The 16,087-nt window shown below is 40.1% G+C and carries 19 protein-coding genes; 10 read left to right on the forward strand and 9 right to left on the reverse strand.

Annotated elements, in window-relative coordinates; genetic code table 11:
• The first annotated feature begins 4 nt into the window (after positions 1–4).
• From pntB to R7E00_RS04140, 7 genes are all read left to right on the forward strand, one after another.
• Positions 5–1,381 carry a Re/Si-specific NAD(P)(+) transhydrogenase subunit beta gene (pntB, locus tag R7E00_RS04110; RefSeq protein ID WP_005376248.1) on the forward strand — a complete coding sequence of 459 codons (1,377 nt, stop codon included), beginning with the start codon at positions 5–7 and terminating at the stop codon, positions 1,379–1,381.
• A gap of 155 nt (positions 1,382–1,536) precedes the next feature.
• Positions 1,537–2,991, forward strand: a complete 1,455-nt coding sequence (vxrA, locus tag R7E00_RS04115) for a sensor histidine kinase VxrA (RefSeq protein WP_262606059.1) — start codon at positions 1,537–1,539, stop codon at positions 2,989–2,991.
• Complete coding sequence (gene vxrB, locus R7E00_RS04120) at positions 2,966–3,628, forward strand: response regulator transcription factor VxrB (RefSeq protein ID WP_005376251.1); 663 nt, start codon at positions 2,966–2,968, stop codon at positions 3,626–3,628. Before vxrA ends, vxrB begins: the two co-directional genes overlap by 26 nt.
• Before the next feature lie 6 nt (positions 3,629–3,634).
• Positions 3,635–4,516, forward strand: coding sequence for a DUF2861 family protein (locus R7E00_RS04125; RefSeq protein ID WP_262606021.1), 882 nt, complete (start codon positions 3,635–3,637; stop codon positions 4,514–4,516).
• Positions 4,517–4,576: 60 nt separating this feature from the next.
• Positions 4,577–5,698 (forward strand): conjugal transfer protein TraF, encoded by a 1,122-nt coding sequence (locus R7E00_RS04130; protein WP_053349901.1) that lies wholly within the window; start codon positions 4,577–4,579, stop codon positions 5,696–5,698.
• Positions 5,699–5,739: 41 nt separating this feature from the next.
• Positions 5,740–5,901: a YoaH family protein gene (locus R7E00_RS04135; protein ID WP_005376257.1), complete on the forward strand. Its 162-nt coding sequence runs from the start codon at positions 5,740–5,742 to the stop codon at positions 5,899–5,901.
• Between the two features lie 809 nt (positions 5,902–6,710).
• The gene (locus R7E00_RS04140) at positions 6,711–7,100 is read left to right on the forward strand and encodes a universal stress protein (RefSeq protein ID WP_042520919.1); all 390 of its coding nucleotides are present in this window, start codon (positions 6,711–6,713) and stop codon (positions 7,098–7,100) included.
• A 90-nt stretch (positions 7,101–7,190) separates the two neighbouring features.
• Here R7E00_RS04140 and R7E00_RS04145 read toward each other — a convergent pair whose 3' ends face one another.
• Complete coding sequence (locus tag R7E00_RS04145) at positions 7,191–7,403, reverse strand: hypothetical protein (protein ID WP_005376260.1); 213 nt, start codon at positions 7,401–7,403, stop codon at positions 7,191–7,193.
• A gap of 296 nt (positions 7,404–7,699) precedes the next feature.
• On the reverse strand, positions 7,700–8,539 hold the full coding sequence (locus R7E00_RS04150) for a LysR family transcriptional regulator (RefSeq protein WP_262606022.1): 840 nt from the start codon (positions 8,537–8,539) through the stop codon (positions 7,700–7,702).
• A 680-nt stretch (positions 8,540–9,219) separates the two neighbouring features.
• Here R7E00_RS04150 and R7E00_RS04155 point away from each other — a divergent pair.
• The gene (locus R7E00_RS04155; protein WP_213907663.1) at positions 9,220–9,453 is read left to right on the forward strand and encodes a hypothetical protein; all 234 of its coding nucleotides are present in this window, start codon (positions 9,220–9,222) and stop codon (positions 9,451–9,453) included.
• Between the two features lie 87 nt (positions 9,454–9,540).
• Positions 9,541–9,906, forward strand: a complete 366-nt coding sequence (locus tag R7E00_RS04160; RefSeq protein ID WP_262606023.1) for a regulator — start codon at positions 9,541–9,543, stop codon at positions 9,904–9,906.
• Between the two features lie 43 nt (positions 9,907–9,949).
• On the opposite strand, the gene R7E00_RS04165 is transcribed toward R7E00_RS04160, so the two are convergent.
• Both R7E00_RS04165 and R7E00_RS04170 read right to left on the reverse strand, forming a co-directional pair.
• Positions 9,950–10,267, reverse strand: a complete 318-nt coding sequence (locus R7E00_RS04165; RefSeq protein ID WP_230850607.1) for a hypothetical protein — start codon at positions 10,265–10,267, stop codon at positions 9,950–9,952.
• Complete coding sequence (locus R7E00_RS04170) at positions 10,251–10,622, reverse strand: hypothetical protein (RefSeq protein WP_230850608.1); 372 nt, start codon at positions 10,620–10,622, stop codon at positions 10,251–10,253. The genes R7E00_RS04165 and R7E00_RS04170 overlap by 17 nt, the downstream gene beginning before the upstream one ends.
• Before the next feature lie 337 nt (positions 10,623–10,959).
• Between R7E00_RS04170 and R7E00_RS04175 the strand changes: the two genes are divergently transcribed.
• A complete protein-coding gene (locus R7E00_RS04175; protein WP_262606024.1) occupies positions 10,960–11,325 on the forward strand; it encodes a regulator in 366 nt (121 codons plus the stop codon).
• Between the two features lie 31 nt (positions 11,326–11,356).
• Here R7E00_RS04175 and R7E00_RS04180 read toward each other — a convergent pair whose 3' ends face one another.
• The 5 genes from R7E00_RS04180 to R7E00_RS04200 all read right to left on the reverse strand — a co-directional run bounded on the left by R7E00_RS04180 (position 11,357) and on the right by R7E00_RS04200 (position 16,087).
• The gene (locus R7E00_RS04180; protein ID WP_262606025.1) at positions 11,357–12,565 is read right to left on the reverse strand and encodes a hypothetical protein; all 1,209 of its coding nucleotides are present in this window, start codon (positions 12,563–12,565) and stop codon (positions 11,357–11,359) included.
• 112 nt (positions 12,566–12,677) lie between these two features.
• Positions 12,678–13,370, reverse strand: coding sequence for a hypothetical protein (locus R7E00_RS04185; RefSeq protein ID WP_262606026.1), 693 nt, complete (start codon positions 13,368–13,370; stop codon positions 12,678–12,680).
• On the reverse strand, positions 13,357–14,295 hold the full coding sequence (locus R7E00_RS04190; protein WP_275898636.1) for a HipA domain-containing protein: 939 nt from the start codon (positions 14,293–14,295) through the stop codon (positions 13,357–13,359). Before R7E00_RS04190 ends, R7E00_RS04185 begins: the two co-directional genes overlap by 14 nt.
• Before the next feature lie 338 nt (positions 14,296–14,633).
• Entirely contained in the window at positions 14,634–15,776 is a 1,143-nt protein-coding gene (locus tag R7E00_RS04195; RefSeq protein ID WP_140345158.1) for a zonular occludens toxin domain-containing protein, read from the reverse strand.
• On the reverse strand, positions 15,773–16,087 hold the full coding sequence (locus R7E00_RS04200) for a DUF2523 family protein (protein ID WP_262606027.1): 315 nt from the start codon (positions 16,085–16,087) through the stop codon (positions 15,773–15,775). The genes R7E00_RS04195 and R7E00_RS04200 overlap by 4 nt, the downstream gene beginning before the upstream one ends.

Here is a 16,087-nt window from a genome sequence, read left to right on the forward strand (position 1 = left end):
CACAATGTCTGCAGGATTAGTACAAGCAGCTTACATTGTTGCTGCATTATTTTTCATCATGAGTTTGGCGGGGCTTTCAAAGCAAGAGTCTGCTCGTAATGGTAACTACTACGGTATCGCTGGTATGACGATCGCGCTAATAGCGACGATCTTTAGCCCAGATGCGCAAGGTTTTGGTTGGATCATTATCGCGATGGCGATAGGTGGTGCGATCGGTATTTTCTATGCGAAGAAAGTAGAAATGACCGAGATGCCAGAACTGGTTGCGATTCTACACAGTTTTGTAGGTTTAGCTGCGGTTTTAGTTGGCTACAACAGCTACCTAGATGCGCCAGAAGCAGCAACACATGCTGAGCATGTTATCCACCTTGTAGAAGTATTCTTGGGTGTGTTCATCGGTGCCGTAACTTTCACCGGTTCAATTGTCGCATTTGGTAAGCTGCGTGGTGTGATTTCTTCGTCGCCACTTAATCTGCCTCATAAGCACAAAATGAACCTCGCAGCGGTTGTTATTTCTACGCTTCTTATGATCTACTTCGTAAAAGCAGATGGCAGCATGTTCGCTCTTATTGTGATGACTTTGATCGCGTTCGCATTCGGCTACCATTTAGTCGCTTCAATCGGTGGTGCTGATATGCCAGTTGTTGTCTCTATGTTGAACTCATACTCAGGTTGGGCAGCAGCGGCAGCAGGTTTCATGCTAGCAAATGATCTATTGATTGTAACAGGTGCTTTGGTAGGTTCATCAGGTGCGATTCTTTCTTACATCATGTGTAAAGCAATGAACCGTTCGTTTATCAGTGTTATTGCCGGTGGTTTTGGTCAAGAGATAGTGATTTCAGGTGACGAAGAGCAGGGCGAATATCGTGAAACAACGGCTGAAGAAGTTGCAGAGATGTTGAAGAACTCAAAATCAGTAATCATCACTCCAGGATATGGCATGGCAGTAGCTCAGGCACAATACCCTGTTCATGAAATTACTGATGTACTTCGTTCACAAGGTATTGAAGTTCGCTTTGGGATTCACCCAGTAGCGGGTCGTCTACCGGGGCATATGAATGTGTTACTCGCTGAAGCAAAAGTACCGTATGATATCGTTCTTGAAATGGATGAAATCAATGATGACTTTGCAGAAACCGATACCGTATTGGTTATCGGTGCTAACGATACGGTCAACCCAGCCGCACTGGAAGATCCGAACAGCCCAATCGCTGGTATGCCCGTATTGGAGGTATGGAACGCGAAAAACGTAGTGGTATTCAAGCGCTCAATGAATACGGGTTACGCAGGAGTACAGAACCCACTGTTCTTCAAAGAAAATACATCAATGCTATTTGGTGATGCGAAAGAAAGTGTTGAGTCTATTTTTAAAGCACTTTAACCATTCTTGATTTAAAACTATACAGGGTCAGCAATCGCTGGCCCTTTTTTGTTCCGTTTCAATGTTATAGTAATGCAAATCCTTCTGTTAGCAGATGTCAATTGCTTGTAGATTGATGTATAGTTTTGGCTAATGTAACAAGTGACGGTAACAGTTTGATTAAAAAGTTTTTGCTCGGTTTTGCAACTGTATTGCCGCTTTTTTCGGCACCTGCATTTTCCGATTCACTACCAGAAAGAATAGATACGTTTACAGAGCTATTTAACTATGAAGTAGCTCTTAAGTCGTACGATATTCGTATTCTGCAATCAAATTATCCTACCAAGTTACTTGCGCCAGATTCGCTTCTGCCGCAAACGTCTGACTATCCGTTAAAAGATATCCAACAGCTTTACAGCTTGGCGAATACTTGTCGTGGCAAATTACCATTAAGTCCTTTAATTACTGAGCCTTTAGTATTTACAAGGGCGATTTGTAAAGGGACGCAGCTGACACCTCGTTGGTTCTCGCGTAGTGGTCTCATTCACCCTGGTGGTGGGACGTATGCGGCACGTTATGTGGATAAGTATCCAGAACTCAAACCCAAACTATCTCAGTACATGCATATAAAAGAGCGTGATAACGAGGAAGGGGATGAGTTGCTAGAAAGCTTGAAAAACATGGATGACGACGCCATTAATGCTTTGATTGCAGGCGCGAGCATGTTTATTGAAGGTAACGAACTTTGGTTAAGACGTGGTGACCGTTACTTTGTTTTCGAGAAAGATATCTGGCAAGAGAACGTAGCGAATGCGGGTCTGTCATACGCTCTAGCGTCTCAAAGCAAAAGTTGCTTTGTTAAACGAGGTAATATTTGTTGGGATGTAGAAGATCACTCGCAAGTTTTGCGGATCAGTATGATCATACTGGTAATCGCCAATATTCTTTTGGTGATTGGTTGGGCGGTGTACCGTTGGAATAGCAAGCGAGAAGAACTACGTAGTAGAATGCTCGTGTTGCAAATTTTAACGCATGAGCTCAGAACACCGATTGCATCTCTGTCACTAACGGTTGAGGGCTTTCGTCGAGAGTTCGAGCATTTGCCTGAAAGTGTGTATGACGAATTCCGCAGATTGTGTGAAGATACGCGCCGCCTGCGTCAATTGGCAGAAGCGAGTAAAGATTATTTGCAATCTGATAACCAAATGCTTGCAACAGACTGGGTACCATCCGTTGCAGATTGGTTAGAATTTAAGATCGAAGAAGAATTTGATAGTGCCGTGCTTTTTAACATCAATGAAGATGTGGCTGCTAAAGTTAATGTGTACTGGTTAGGAACTTGTATCGATAACTTGCTTCGTAATGCGCTTAAGTACGGTGTCGCACCGGTTGAATTGGATGTCTCAACTAGTGAAGAAAAAATAGTATTCCAAGTCCGAGATGCAGGAGGCCTAACGGCTAAAGATTGGGCAAATTTGAAGAAACCGTTCGTAAGTAAGAGCGGGTTAGGACTTGGATTAACAATCGTTGAATCTATGGTAGGCCGCATGGGCGGAAAAATGTCCTTAATGGGACCACCTACAACTTTTATATTGGAGATACCTTGTGAAACAGACTCTGCTTCTCGTTGAGGACGATAAAAACTTGGCTGACGGCCTGTTAGTAAGCCTGGAACAAGCAGGATATGAGTGTTTACATGTGGAGCGTATTGCAGACGTAGAGCCACAATGGAAAAAAGCTGACTTGGTAATTCTCGATCGCCAACTCCCTGATGGTGACTCTGTACAATGTCTCCCAGAATGGAAACAGATTAAAGACGTACCAGTTATCTTGTTAACGGCACTTGTTACCGTAAAAGATAAAGTTGCAGGCCTTGATTCCGGCGCGAACGACTACTTAACAAAGCCTTTTGCTGAGGCGGAGCTTTTTGCGAGAATCCGTGCACAGCTACGAGCACCGGATTCAGCAGAACAAAGCAACGCTGATAAAGTGATTACAAAAGACTTAGAGATTGACCGCTCGACTCGTGAAGTGACTTATAAAGACGAGCTAATTACGCTTACTCGAACAGAGTTTGATTTGCTGCTTTTTTTGGCGTCAAACTTAGGTCGCGTGTTTACTCGTGATGAGCTACTTGACCACGTTTGGGGTTACAATCACTTCCCGACAACACGTACGGTTGATACACATGTACTACAGCTTCGTCAAAAACTGCCAGGACTGGAAATTGAAACACTTCGTGGTGTTGGCTACAAGATGAAAGCATAAGTCGTAATGAAAATACTACTCCCTGTAGTTCTCTCATTAGCGTTAGTGAAACCAGTCCATGCAATGGACTGGTTTCAAACTAACACGCCTTTAACACAGGCACATCAACACTTACTTGAAGATGATCTTGCGGGTATGTTCAACTCTCTTGTTGAACTCTGGCAAACGGAACCAAGTAAAGATTTGACTCCTCACCTTAATGATCTTCTTGGTCAGTCACTATCTAAAAACTGTGGCAAGGCTCTCACTGGTGTAACGCTGCCTGATTGGATAAGTGGTGTGAACGTTATTCGTCAGACTATTCAAAGCCCTGGGCGAGATACATTTAGATTGGTAATCAAGCTAAGAGCTACAACTGACATCGAAAATATTTCATTTAATCGATGGGTGGATGATTCTATATCCGCGGACAGTTCATTCAGCTATGAACAACAGCCGAGCGGGACAGAACTTGCCAACGAGCGTAGCTACTCGAAACGCTATAACTTAACAGGTAAACTTGAAGCTGGTTTATATCACTTAACCGTTGTTTCTACTGATAAACAAGAGTATCGAACTTGGGTAATACTTGGAGATTCAAACTCTTCTCAATATGTTCGTTGGATATCTAAAGAGAATTGGAAAGTAGAAAAGAGCGCACTTCGTAATCCCCATTGTCCATTACCGCAACTTGAAGTCGGTTTGTATGACTACATTGATGGCCAGTACGAGCAAATGTGGAAAAAGACTTACGAGTCTAACTATCCAAATTCATTGGAGCTAGCGGGTGTCCCAAACGATAGATACGTATTGGCGGTAAGTATCAATAGTCGCCGTTGGCAGGGCGATATAATTGTTGAGCAGGCTCAAACTATTAGCCGAACCTATGATCTTTCCCAGGAAGAATAGTTAAAGAAATACTACTTGTGCCGATAAAGGTTCAGGACGAACTAAAATCATAAGTGTAGTATGAAAAACAAATATAAAATTCTTGCCACTTCTGTTGCTACTATTCTTTTCGCTAATGCTGCTTCTGCTGCTACTTATGCGATAGAGGCTCGTAGTGATGCAATGGGGGGCGTTGGTACCGTATCAGCAACTTATCTAACTGCGCCTTTTTTCAACCCCGCTCTTACTGCGATTTATCGCCGAAATGACGATGCAGGAATGATCGTGCCAAGTTTTGGTGGCAGCTACGATGATCAATATGATCTAGTTGATGAAATCGAACGCATCAGCAAATTGACAGACGTCGATGAAATCAAAAAATCGATGGATGCTATCGATGGGAAAAAGACAGACTTTGATCTTGGTGGTGTCGTTGCCATTGGTATCCCCAACAAATTCTTATCTGCAACTGCATACGGTAAGCTATACACTGAATCATTCGTACAACCAAATGTTGATACCTCAGGTACTAATCCATTAGATGATAGCTATGTACAAGGTGTTTCTATTGGCGTGGCTGAAGCTGGTATTTCACTTGCTAAATACACTAATTTCATGAACCAACACCTTTCTTTTGGTGTTACTCCTAAACTTCAGCGTATATACACATACTCATACGCCACGAGTTTTCAGAATTTTGATACTAAAGACTTACGTGAAAATGAGACCGCGGAAACGATGTTTAACTTAGACGCAGGCGCACTTTGGTTCTTTGGCCCATATCGTCTCGGTATTTCAGCGAAAAATTTGATCGGAAGAGACGTTAAAACAAAATCATTCCAATATGGCAGCGATACGATAAAATCATACGAATATAGCATGCGTCCTGTATACACCGTTGGGGCAGGGATTGTTGCCGATTACTTTACGATGAGTGTTGACTACGATCTTAACGAAGAAAAACGTTTTTCATCCTTTGATGATAATACGCAAATGATTCGAGCTGGTATTGAATTTGATATTTTGCGTCAAATGGCATTACGAGCAGGGTATATGAAGAACTTAGCTCGAAGTAAGGACGAAGGAACCATTACTGCTGGTATCGGGTTGTCTCCACTTAAGTTGTTCGAATTGGATATCGCAGCTCAGTACACAAACGAGAACGCTATGGGTGCATCCATTAATTTCCTTGCTACCTATTAATTGAATCGTTATAGTCAGCTCCTCAAAATGAGGAGCTTTTTATGTTTGACGATTTACCCCCTCTATCTCACCAAGAGCAACAACAAGCTGTAGAGAGAATTCAAGAATTGATGGCGAAGGGCACAAGTACTGCAGAAGCTATCAAAATTGTTGCCGAACGGATTCGTTCTGAGTACGCAGAAAAACAACAGCAACAAAACTAATCAATTCATGGACAGGGCATACGCCCTGTTTTTTTTGCCTTTCTATTTTCAATTCCTTTACATTCCCAAACACCACCCTAGTTACGCTGTAACTACAATTTACTAAACCTATATGATTTTAATCTTGTTCAATTGCCTTTAAGACTAAATAGCGAGTTAGTAAAATTTTACCCAATCGTGTTAACCTTAGTTTTCGTAGCACAGGTAATTAGGCGTTTTTTAAAGAACTCATAAATTAAACTCAATAATATCAATTCTTTACCTCGGGCATTTAATCTGCCGACCATATTGGTTGCGATTAATCTTGTAATTTAATTACAAAGTGCGTGAGGGCTTCGTTCCCAGGTAGAGGATTATGCTGAAAAAAGAAAAAAAGATACACCGTAACTTATAACGGTAATTAAACTAGACTTATTAAATAAGCGATATAAGAACAGTAAGCACTCGCAGACATATGTAATAGATGAATCGAAGTTCATCTTATTGAGCTGCTTTTTTAGCCGAAATACGTCTCCTGGATTTGAGCGGAGCGTTACATATTGAACACGCTTAACCTAAAGTAGTTTTACTAAACTAGGCGACGTTGAAGTGGGTAATATGAAACCTCAAGAGTAGTAGAAATCAAGAGCAGTAACGCCTATTACAACGTAACGTTTCCTGACGTCCTTCCTGTTAAATAGTCCGATAATTAGAGAAGAAATTGGGAAAACATCGTTGATCTTTGGATGAGTAGCAGTAGTTTTGATGTTGTGTTCGCTCTATGTGGACTAGACTTAATATGAGAACAAAAACTAACCAAGGGAGGAATGATGGGTTACAAGCACGTTTTGGTTGCTGTCGACTTATCTAAATCTAGCCAAGCCGTTATCGAAAAAGCAATAATGCAAGCAGATAACTCAAGCAGCAAACTCTCATTTGTTCACGTAGATGTTGATCGCATAGTCATGGAAGCGAAGGAAGAGCAAGAATTGGAAAGAAGGCTGCAAGAGCTCGCTGATAAATGCTTATACCCAGTAAACGAGACCATGGTAGTAATCGGCGATCTTCATATAAAACTATCGGGAATCGTCAAAAAAGAGGGGATAGATTTAGTTGTCTGTGGTCATCATCACAACTTATTGAGTCGCTTTTTTTCATCGATACCAAAGGTTGTGAACGAAGTTGAAGCTGATTTATTAATCGTCTATTTAGACGAGTGATCGACAACTCTTGTTCGCACTCATCATTTTTTGTCACTAACAAGCCGAACGTTTATGTTCGGCTTGGTGTATCGGTGATAATAAAAGTTTTTAGCCAGGAATGATTGATGCCTCATGAGATAAAACAGATGCAGACTCCGCGTTTGACTGCAGATCAAAATGTACGTTAACTTGCACGCCTTCTCGCTCAAAAGTGACATCATCAAAATCGGTCATAGCGATTTTGAATCCATTTCTAGCAAAAAAGCCAGTCACCATAGTTCGCTGCTTAATTTCTAATGCAGACGCGAGTAGCTTATCCATGGCATTCTCCTTGGTTATTGTGGGGATATGGGTAGAAGATACACATAGATTGGTATGAAATCAATTTTATATAAAGTTGCTTTTGATGAAAATTTTAATGTAAGTCAATCTATCGTTTACCCCACGTGATTTATTCCACGCAAAACCTTGATAACAAGACGGCAGAGCATCTCACATTGTGATAGCAAGCATAAAGATGGGGGTGTTAATAAATACCGCCGAAACAATATGTTACAAAGATTAGTGTTAGGCCTAGTTGAGTAGACAACGCAAAATTCTAAATCTGAACAACCGCCCTAAAATGACTCACTCTTCAATACTTGTGATAACTCAGACCTAATAAAAGTAGATATCTCAGCTAGCTTTCTTGGCAAAGGGTTTTGATAAGGGTAGGCAATATACATGGAACGTTCTATATCAAAAGTTTGCGATATTCGGATGTTTTTGTCTATATAATTACTTTTAACAAGATAGTTTGGAATGACACCAACCCCAACTCCCTCAGAAACAAAGTTTATTAAAATAGAGGTGTTATCAACTTCGATAACATCAGTATATTGATTTTTAATTGATTCCTTATTCGAATGATGTTTGTAGATTAATAGTGTTTTGTTGTTAGTATTACTTATCCTAGATATCAAAACATCACTATAATCACCAATTTTATGTGCAATAAGAGTGTCATCAATAACATTATTAAGCCTAATCGCTAAATCTACATTGCTTTCTAATAAATTTTCTACATTGTTACTTGACGATATTTCAAAATCAACTTTTGGATATCGTTCTTTTAAGTCTTTAAGAACAGAACCAAAAATAGAAGAGGCTATAGAGTTGGGCATTGTGATTTTAAACTTTCCATCAATGCATTCACTCAACGAGCTAGCTCTGTAATTTAACTCGTGCAAACTCTCTAACGTCTTGATAGCAAGCTCTCTAATGCTTTCGCCATGATCAGTTAAAACGAGTTTCCTTGTTGTTCTGTGGACGAGTGTTACGCCAAGTTGTTTTTCTAATGCTGCTAGCTGCCTGCTGACTTGAGCTTTAGACTTTCCAAGTTCTTTTGATGCCTCTGTAAGAGAGAGGTGTTTACAAATGGCTGCAAAGCAGATCAGCTCATTGTTCATCAATTCCATGATTGTTACCTTTTTGCAACTCTGAGTCACGTTGTCTTTTAACTGGTGGGAAAGTATAACTTGCATCATCGGAGGGGGACAATGATATTTAAAAGCCGCCATGAAATAATGGCAGACTACTATCTTAATAAAACCATATTGGATATTAAGTTAAACCGATATCCTGAAGGAATTAACTCAATCGGATTAAATATAGAAATAAAGATTTAAAAATAAAAAAAATTGTCTCGCGAAATTACTAAGTTGGATTCGGGTGATTTAATTGTTGATTGTGCATCATTGATAATGACTCATTCCATATCGGAAAAAGTAATAATAAAAGTTGAAATTGATTCTTTAAATTATAAAGTTAAACGTGTGAGGATATTTAAATATGAAGACTGCAATACAAAATTCGAAAAGATCTGTTTATCAGAAAGATACATTGTATAGAATTATAAATAATATTAGTACTTTGTATACCAAATCACTAGTAAAATTATTTGGTGAAGAGTTGAGAATCCATCATTGCAAACATAAGATTAATGTAAGAACCACTAACGAGTTGAGTGAACATATGAAGAAAGATCTAGGTATAGATTGAAAAGTAGAGAGTTTACATCTGTTAGATTCCTTGTTCCTATAAAACTAATGTAGTACTTACACGTTTGAGTTAAGCAAATGCGTGTCCATGTTGACTCATGTTGAATGAGCAAGATGCAGAACCAACGTGTACAGTGTTGAACGTAACCCAAGATACAATGAAGGAACTTAATCAGCCACACGGTTTTAAAGTTGATGACTGGTTATTATCAAGTTGTCGCTTTGGTGAAATCGAAGTTCACGGTCCATACAAGACAGCTGATGAGGCTTGCAAAGCAGCAACAGCCAAATACGGTGTAACTAAACTGACTTCACCAATGCTAATCTTCTAACTCTTAAGTTCGCATTATGGGCGCTTATGTTGAATACGATTGCATATGTGTGTCCTATCAAATGTCTCTCTTTTGAGGGACAATTCAATGAAGTATCACGAAATGACTAAAAACTATATTTTTCGTGAACTTGAATGTGGTTTAACCGTCGAAGAAGCTGCCAAACTTTGTTTAAAAAGTGTGAGGACGGTCAAACAGTGGGATAAGGGAAAAGCCATTCCGCCGGAGTGTAAAAGGCTGATGCGCATGAACAAGGGTAGAGAACTGAGCATCTGCGATGGGTGGGAAAACTTCGTAATGAGGCATTACCGCTTAGAGTTGCCGACTGGTCAACGGGTGACGCCTCAGCAAGTACTGATTGGCGTAGCGTTATTAGAATTGGGGGCTTCAAATGATAGAGAAGTTGCTCACCGAATCCTGAAGTATGCCAGAGTGTTGAAGAATATGGTGTAATAAAAAAGGCTCCGAGTGGAGCCTGTATGATTTAGCAAAATATTTAATGCCAACAACCTTGTCCATTAAAATAAGACGGGTCACGAGGCAGTTTGCGCAGCGTGCTTTCATCTTGTAAGTAACGCTTCTCGAAATTTGCTCGTTTAGCTCCCCAGGCGGGTAATTCTCTAAGTACACTAATTATTCCTTGAACCTCTGGAGTGTCAAAACCATATCCACGAGACAAAAGATCTTCTAAAACTGGGTACAAATCCTTATAAATTCGGTTTGCATCAGCTTTTGAATCTAGTTGACCTTTCATCTTCATTAAAAGAGAACCTAGAGGGGATGCTTTTCCTAACTGTTCAAGAATTGCGTTCATGAGCTATTACCTTCGCTATGTATACATTAAGTATTAACTGAATAAAGAATACAAAATAGTAATCATCAGGGAGAGTCTGGTTACTATAAAGTATCATCGGACAAACATTTTCAACGATGGTCATGACCACAAAACTGATGCCAATGTAGGTTCGAATTTTAGAGTCGATTACATCAGCTCCCATGAAAACTGAAAATAAAGTCACAATGACGGCATATGTAATCAATGTTGAAAAGAAAGAAATTACTTGTTCTAAGACACTAGCTACCATGCCATAAGCATTTAGAAACGCAGAACCGACAGTTAAAAATGCGAATAGTACGATCGCTTTCTTTTGATTATTAATATTAAGCACGACTTATACCTAATGTTGAAATGACGAACAATTATATTAAAAAGCTCGAGCATTTTTAATCTCAATGACCACAAATAGTTATTTTTCCTACAAAAAACATCACCCTAACTACACAGCTGCACTCGTTCATCTCATTTGATACTCACCAAGGTGCGCATGGGTGGGTGGAATTTTTACTGATACTAATATGTAGAAAGATACCAAATGTATTGGAACAATATTGGACAATGAAACTTGGTGATGAATAACCAACTCTACAGCGCATTATGGGCGCTTATGTTGAATACGATTGCATATGTGTATCCTATAAAATGTCTCTCTTTTGAGGGGCAATTCAATGAAGTATCACGAAATGACTAAAAACTATATTTTTCGTGAATTTGAATGTGGTTTAACCGTCGAAGATGCTGCCAAACTTTGTTTGAAAACTGTGAGAACGATCAAAGAATGGGATAAGGGCAAATCCATACCTCCAGAGTGTAAACGCTTGATGAGGATGAATAAGGGTAGAGAACTGAGTAGTTGTGAAGACTGGGAAAACTTCGTAATGAGGCATGATCGCTTAGAACTTCCAACAGGGCAGTTGGTGACAGCGCAGCAGGTATTGATTGGGGTAGCGTTGCTTGAGCTTGGAGCTTCAAATGATATTGAAGTGGCTCACCAAATTCTGAAATATGCGAGAGTGTTAAAGAAAATTGTGTAAAAAAAGGCTCCGGAAGGAGCCTTATAAGCAATCAAATCTCAGGTAGTGCTGAATTAATAAATTTAACATCAAAAGACTTATTTTCTATACAAATATCAAAGCGGAGTTCTAACGATTTAGAGAAACTTTCGATATCTGAGTTATAAAGCTTCATTGTGTAAATAAACTCAGAAATTGGAATGACATTAATCGAAATACCAAGTTCAGACTTAACATTTTCAACTAAATTGAAAACCTCATCCCAAGAAGGTGAATACTTAAATTCATCTATCAACACCACCCCATGGAGTGAGAAGTCCTCAATTATAGGGATAATCTCTCCAGATTCATTGGTAACTTCTTCACCTCTTTTTAGTGCTTTATATCCCCCTTGAAGTTGCCCAATAGCCTTCTTGCAATGCTTTACTAACCTTGATGCCAATCTTTCATATGTCTTGTCAAACTTGTCTCTGTCGACCTGCAAACACTTTGACTCAATTGCAATTAAGTCTGATGATTTAGTAACACATAAGATATCTGTCAGCTCTCTGGTTTGTTTGCCTATCGTTACATTTGGGGATAAATAGCATGTCGAATTATTCATCAAAGACAGCGCTTGAAACGCCTGCTTCTCTTGTCTATCTCCATCAATATCATCGACTAACTTATAATCAGTAACACCTGTCTCGTTAGCGTGTATTGTTAACAATGACTGAAGTTCAGATATTTCAATGTTAAACTTGAACTCCTGTAAACTAAATCCATGTGTTTCGTATTCCTTTTCTCCAAGTGCATTAAATATTGCATCCAAAAATTTATTTACATTAGAGTAATCATTTGCAGATTCAATATCTTTATTATCAATGAAAAATAGTGATTTTTTATTTCTGAAATTGGTTTTTATTTTTATTTTGCCAAATTGAACGGGAGCATCAGTGTCATCATATAAGACAAATGATATATCTTCATTAAAGAAATCAGAATTGATTCTATTAAACAAATTATCATGCCAACGTTGGGGCATAACAGCGAACAATGGAGATTCGCTATCATGTACCTTCAATACTAATGCAATATATTTGGGATAGTTTCTTGATATAAATACTAACACTTCACTTTTAGCACCTAAGGCAAGAGCTTTCAGTGTGTTGCTTGGAAGCTTAGCGATTATAGATTTTTCTCCATCGGAGTTAGATTCACAAAAAATTCCTAACTGCTCGGAAGAGATTACATCGAAAAGAAAGCGAGAAGGGATGTACACGGCGCATTGACTCCATATGCTACTATATGAACTTACAATTTTAACCGCTGATATGATTTTAAGGTATTCTTTTTGGATGAAAAAAGCTCCTTCAAAAGGAGCTTAATGTTAATTAGCGCACTGATAACAGCACATAGATTAGTGGACGTTCTTCAGTTCCTGACTTTTTAGCTATACGACATGAAATTTCACGGCTCATTAAACTACGAATAGTTGAGCACATTAGTTTGTTGACATAACCAATCAGTAAGTCTCCTGAATGTACTGCAATTGCTTTGCAGTCGAACGCATTGTCATCTTCACATTGTAGTTGCACATTAGAGCCTAACTCTAACTCAAGAGTTTGCTCATAAGTTAGGTGATAACGAGTACCAGCCAATTCAAGCATATAATCAAAAGGGCATTCAGCTTCCTCAAGATTAGGAATTAGGTCAAAGCCATCACTTGGTAACTGAATACCAGTGTGTGCTATTAAATCAAAATCACTCCCTTCAAACGTTTCCGGAAGGTTATGGTTAGATAAGTATTTTTTAAAATCTCTACGAGACCTTGGAGGAAGCCTTTTCATAAATGTTGTCATAACATCATTTTTGAAAGGTCCATTGCCCAACGGAAAAGCTGGATAGCCCATAAAGCCAGCTTCTAACGCAGCATTGTAATCTTGAGTTTCCGTTAGATACGAAAACTCAAAATCATCGCTAAGTCGTTTAAGCTGCCCAACAAGATAGCGTTGATTTCGATATTTGTTAGACTGCCACGTCAATAGCAATGTATTTACATGTATTGAGTTTTCAATTGATATCATTTAGTAGTTCTTCTTTAATTAACTCTAGTCTTATCGTTAAATTTTTAGCTATCCATTCATAACGTCCCACAGAGAACGTAATCGGAGCATCTACACGAGTCAGACTTTCAATTTCTGCAAGCATACCTTCAAAATCTAGGTTATCAAGCTTTTGCTGTATATAGTTTTTGATCTCTTCGCTAAACTCGGAAACACCTTTGACTAAGAGAAAGTGAGGTATCCTAACTCTTGTATTTTCTCGTTCATATCTTAAGTGATGGCAACCACGTTTAACGTACGCTTTGATACGATTATCATCCCAACCTTGAATATTTTCGATGAACCTTTCATGGCCAAGAGAGGTTCCGTTATCAAACAAAGGACTCAAACGAGACTTTCCATCTTCTTGGTATACAACGCCCCAGTTTTCTTGATGTCTATCAGTATTACCGATCAAGGCGTCAAACAACGCCATATCAGCAAGCCATTCAAATCTATTGTTAGTTAAGCCTGCATTTCGAGCCAAAGCTTTTATAAGCCTATTCATATCGAAAAGGTTATGTTGTTTACCAGTTTTGTCATCAAAATCAGGGATGACTCGCTTAAAATATGAGCCCGCATGCACTAGGCGCTCAGTGTTTACATCATAGAACCATTCAATTAGCGACCCTGAGATAGTTTCATCGCCGACAACTTTTATAGCAGGAAACACAGGTGGAACTTCGACACCTAAATGTTTGGATACTATATAAGCAACGAGTTCTGTCCAATATTGATCTGGATACCGATAAATAGACTCTTTAAATAGATATGGCCAATTAGGTTTTATTCCTTCTAGAGTGGTTTGAGTTGGTGACCAAATCATTCCTTTATCTCTAGCTCCCACGGGGAAGACTTCGTGGTGTTCATCACCGAGCCAGTCACTGACGTCTATAACATGTACCAACAGTTATTCCTCTTTTAGTTTTACCTTTGGCATGTCTATCGAACATATCATATTTTTTAATAAAAAAACGAGAAAACAAGTGGTTAAAGCAATCAGGTATCTGTTTGTTTAGGAATTTACCCCCGTAATACAGATTCGGGGGTTTGCTCCGCTTTTAGGTCCCTCCCGCAAAGCGGGCCCCTCCCAAAATGCTCGCAATACCGCGCACATAATAAAAAAGGGCTCGTATAGAGCCCCATGATTAAGTTCGGTGTGGAAGTGCCAAGGTTTGGTGTCCTACATGTTCCGCTTCCTCGGTCTACGCAGACTGCGCTAGCTTCGACGCTGTGGCGAGCGGTCTAGATATGGACAGGCATGTTTTGCTGCAATATGTCTGACGGCTTTTCTCTTTGCCCGCACGTGAAGATCCTCTCTGTTTCTTCCCAAGTCACTCGATATACGCAGTCGCTCAACACTTCGAACTGATACCCAATCTTTACCAAGTCCAGATGATCGAAACTGAATAGCTTGTCGCGGCCATCGTACACATCAATGTATATCTTGTAGAACGTCAGGTCACGGTCGAGTTCGGCAGCATACTTCAGCCGTTTGGCGTAGGCGATTTGCTTTGCGTATCCGGTGATGTAGAAGTCGTAATCTTCCAAAGGCCCGAATCCTGATGCTTTCTTTTTCTTCTTCGCTTTGGTTTCTGCCGTATCTACCGTTGGCGTTCCGTCAGGCAGCTGCGCTTGTACTGGTTGTGGTGGTTTAACGGGGTCGGGCGGTTGCTCTGACTCTGGCCACCAAGCCCAGATATTGAAAACCAATCCAAGCGATAACAGCACAACCGTTCCGACGACAGGCCAACGCTTCCAGAACGGGCGAATGTCTTTTGCTTCGGCTTCCTGCACTTGCTTGTTGGATTGCGAATGACTCTTATAGAACGGGAAGTACTCTGACTTGTAAAATCGGGTAGAGGTGTTCACCACTTCACCGGCACAACCATCTTGCACTTTCTTGGTGTAAGAACTGGTTGAACCCATGGCCGTGTTCTTTGTGCATCGGTAGGTCACTTCAATCATGTCCTTAATGTCTCGATGCACTTTGCGGATGTTCTGCGTGAGCAAGATGATATCGACACCGTAGTGACGGTGTATTGAGTACCATTCTAGAATGGGCGCGGCCAAGCCTCGACTTGGCAAGCTCATGTGCGCCTCATCGACCACATAAAGTGGCCCTTGTCCTTTTTCATTGCGCCATTCGTCCGAGTAGTCTTCAATCTGACTGAACGGACGCGAGGTTGAACCAAAATCCGTTAAACGGCCATCCACGATTTTGATGAGTTCTCGAACGTCTTCACCAAATACCTTAACGAACCAATCAATGTTTAAGGTGATATTGGTAATGACTTTGCGGCCATCTTTAATGGCCGGAATAATATGGTAGGCAACCGCCTCATAGGTTTTACCGCCACCTGGTCTTCCTGCTATGGCATATATCATGAGCCTAACCTCGTAAACGGAATCAATTGCAGCATCAAACGCACCGTAATAGCGGCCAGAATGATGGACAGACATTGAGGCACACCGACCGCCGCCAAGACCCAAGCCACCGTAGGCGGAATACTGGTCATGTACTGGCTTATATCGACCGGAGCGAATAGGGAGAACACACCAGAGAGCAACAGATTCACCATTGCCATGATTTGCTCAACCGCCCAAAAGAACAGGTCTTTGAGCATGTTGACCAGCGAGATTAAGAGCTGGTAGAGGAACACCAACAGCTTGTTAAATAAATCGACTAACCAATCCAT

The sequence above is a fragment of the Vibrio sp. Vb1755 genome, from assembly GCF_033338635.1.
GTDB classification, from domain to species: domain Bacteria; phylum Pseudomonadota; class Gammaproteobacteria; order Enterobacterales; family Vibrionaceae; genus Vibrio; species Vibrio alginolyticus.